The organism is Roseiarcus sp., from assembly GCF_052145395.1.
Lineage (GTDB): Bacteria > Pseudomonadota > Alphaproteobacteria > Rhizobiales > Beijerinckiaceae > Roseiarcus.
On the sequence record NZ_JBKQOT010000494.1, the window covers coordinates 1 to 3,049 of the forward strand.

The window sequence follows — 3,049 nt, forward strand, 5'->3', positions numbered from 1 at the left end:
AAGCCGCGCCAGCGGTTGCTGCACGGCCGGCCGTGATAGCGATCGAGGCCGACTTCGAGTGGTTCGCCGAGATCGCCGGGCTACTACAGACCAGGGCCGGGGCCACCCTAAGCGGCGGCATTTCCGCCGTCTGAAATCGACCTAGCGGACGACAGCAATGCGCAAGGAGCGGTCATTCGCGGACGACTTGGGCCGAAGCGCGCATTCCCATTAGCGCCCGGTATGGAAGGAATGCGCCCAATAGGGGCCATTGGCGACGCCCAACTAGAGTAGGTGGAAGCAGCCCATTTGCCCCGCTCACTCCGTTTCCTCGACGAACGCTTTGAGCAACGCGTCGAAGGTTTCGGGCGTCTCCCATTGTGGCGCGTGGCCCGCGCCGGGAATCTTCTGTATCGCGTCTCGCCATAAGGTCGGCATGGCGAGCGAGACCACATAGGCCCCATTGATGCGCTGCTCCTCGGTCCCATGCAGAACAGCCAAGGGCGCCTTGAGATCGCGGACGACGGCGACCTCGTCGCGATAAAGGCCAGACATCAGGCTGGCTCCGAGGAACTTCCGCGCACGCCCGTCCGTGCGTAGGACATCGTCGACAAAGAATGACGGAATGTCACCGAAACCCGGTGCAAAGAGCGAGGCGACGAAAGCGGCCGCCCGATCGCGTTCGAGGTGCTCCGCATAGACCGCGTCCGGGTCCGGGTTGGCAAAGAACTCCCCGCCGATCGGGGGGAGTGCGACCGGCGGCGTTCCAAAGATCAAAAAGCCGCGCGCTTCAGGCAAATCAGGCGCCATTTCGAGCAAGATATGCCCGCCCATACTCCAACCAACAAAGCGTGGGCCGTTCACCCCAAGCGCGTCCAGGACCGCTCGGATAACGCGCACATAGCCGGGCAGTGAATAGACTTTCGGATCCTCCGCGTCGGAGGAGGCACCGTGACCGGGCAGGTCGACTGCGATGAGCCGGAGGCGCTCGCCGAGGGGGCCTTCATGTTGTCGGGCGAACGCGCGGGAGGACGAGGAGTTGCCATGGATGAGAACGACCGCGGGCCCACGCCCCGCAGACTCGTGAACCGCGACGGCGCCATAGGGTGACTGAATGCTTTTCATTTGGAATCTCGCGCGCCGGCCCGGGCCGCTGCTGTCGTACAAACAAACCTAACCGAATCGTTGCGTCAAACTTTTTCCCAAGCCGGCGAACGCCCACACTGATCCGGGCGCCAGGTTCGACCGCAGTCGACAACCCGTTGCAGACATCCCGCGGGTTGATACGCGGCAGCATGACGACGAAACGACTGGAACAAAGCAGCACGGAGCTTTTGCGAAAATAGGGGGTTCGCGGTCGCCGAGCAGACGGATGGTTCGCGCAATGAAGAGCACGAGCCCGATGTCCGGTACGTGTGGCATGAGGAATGACCGGTCCCGGCCCAATTGCCTCGTCCACGGCCGCCAGTCTGCTACACGTCGATTCGCGCCGTTCAGTTGCTTGGGACGGATGTTAGGCATCGGGTCGAGCTGATGCGTTCGAAACTTGTTTCAGAGGACGGTCGCTCCTGGTGCTTGGCGCCGCAGGAAGAATGGCTGCAGTATCCCTATATGTAGTGGGTATCTGCGTTAACCGGATAGGCTCGGTCTATTCGTCGACCCGGTCGCCGAAATCGCGCTGCTCGGACCGCCGGACAGTCAGGACTTGGGCGAGCAACACGAGCCTATGAGAGGATGATCGATGCCATCGAGCCCTTCGCCATTTGTGCGCCCCCAAGGCGTCGCCCTGAGCGATTGCCTCGTGGGACGGCACCGCGCCGGCGCGTTAGTGGAAGGGACCGCGCCGGCGCGCGTGGTGTCGCTCGCGGGCGAATGGCTGGACTGTGCGGTCTCGCATGAGGGCGGCTTGCTCTCCGTACATGAGGACCGCGCGATCGCCTCGGGGATGTCGGCCTCGCCGATCCTGGCGACGGACGGGACCGCGATCGGCGCTGTCAGCAGCGGCAGCATGAACCCTTGCCTTCAGCACAACTTGCCCGGCTGGTATTTAGACCCCGGCCCCGGGGAGGTGACAAACGAACCTGACCCGGCCCCTGGCTGACGAGGCAACCCAGGTCAACCGAAACGCATCACCCCGGTGCAGTCCTTGCGCAAGCCATAGGAAGAGAGCGGCTTAATCCAGCGTTCAAACGTCGCTGGCGGCGGCCTCAGCGCGACCAGTTCGGCTTGCACATCCGCCGCCGTCAAGCTGACGGCGGCATCGTAGGGTTTGCCCCCAGAAGCCGCCAGCGCCCTTCGCCGTCACGCTCGACGACGCCGCGCTTATACGACGCGACCACGCCGCTCGTAAAGTTTGTGCACGTCGGTTGGAGGTAGAGGACGAGGTGTGGGTCGAGCTTCGTCGCGTCCACGCTCGAGGGCGCGCCCGGTCACCCTACCCGCACCGCGGGGTACCCGAACCAGCGGCGGGCGCACACCCATGCGCACGTCAGGAACATGCGCGGACGCTGAGAGAACGCGGAGGGAGAACGCCATGGGGAGCTCGTCAGGCCAGGTCTTCGCTGGAGCCCTGGTCGATTGCTTTCAGAATTTGGTCCGCCTGTGTGGTCCTCGGTAGCTCTCTGCGGAGCTCGGCAACCAATTCTTCCCGTCTCGCCTTGATGCCCCGCACGTCATCAAACGAGGCCAAGTACGCATCAGCTTCAGCAACCGACAACCTGAACGCGTTTGGGTCTTCAGTCTCCACCAAGGAGACTATCCGTTGGATGCAATCGTCTAGAACCACGATGACGCCATGGTCGCGAGGCCCCGTCCGTCAGTCAAGGTGCGCGCCTCTGCGGGGGCTCGAGTTCCACCCACATCTACATCGGGTTCGACAACTGAGGCGCCCGCGCAACATTCGATCCAACAAGGTGGTACAAAGTCCCGTCAAGGAGAGAACCAACGGCCGGTGCTCGGCAGAAAGCGGTCGTAAGCGCTAAGGCAGAGTTGCGCCAATGCACGGTCGTTCGTGTGTTCGTGTGGAGGCGTGCGCATGCCAGCGACGATGGCCGGCGGGGGGCTCTATCGC

At 63.5% G+C, this 3,049-nt stretch carries 1 protein-coding gene; it reads right to left on the reverse strand.

What is annotated here, in order from left to right:
* Positions 1-297: 297 nt before the first annotated feature.
* Positions 298-1,104: an alpha/beta fold hydrolase gene (locus tag ACLP25_RS16850; protein ID WP_442470335.1), complete on the reverse strand. Its 807-nt coding sequence runs from the start codon at positions 1,102-1,104 to the stop codon at positions 298-300.
* Positions 1,105-3,049 lie beyond the last annotated feature (1,945 nt).

What these genes read in the sequence shown, in the direction of transcription:
- ACLP25_RS16850 (WP_442470335.1), bottom strand. Translation starts at nt 1,104, where the DNA reads ATGAAAAGCATTCAGTCACCCTATGGCGCCGTCGCGGTTCACGAGTCT.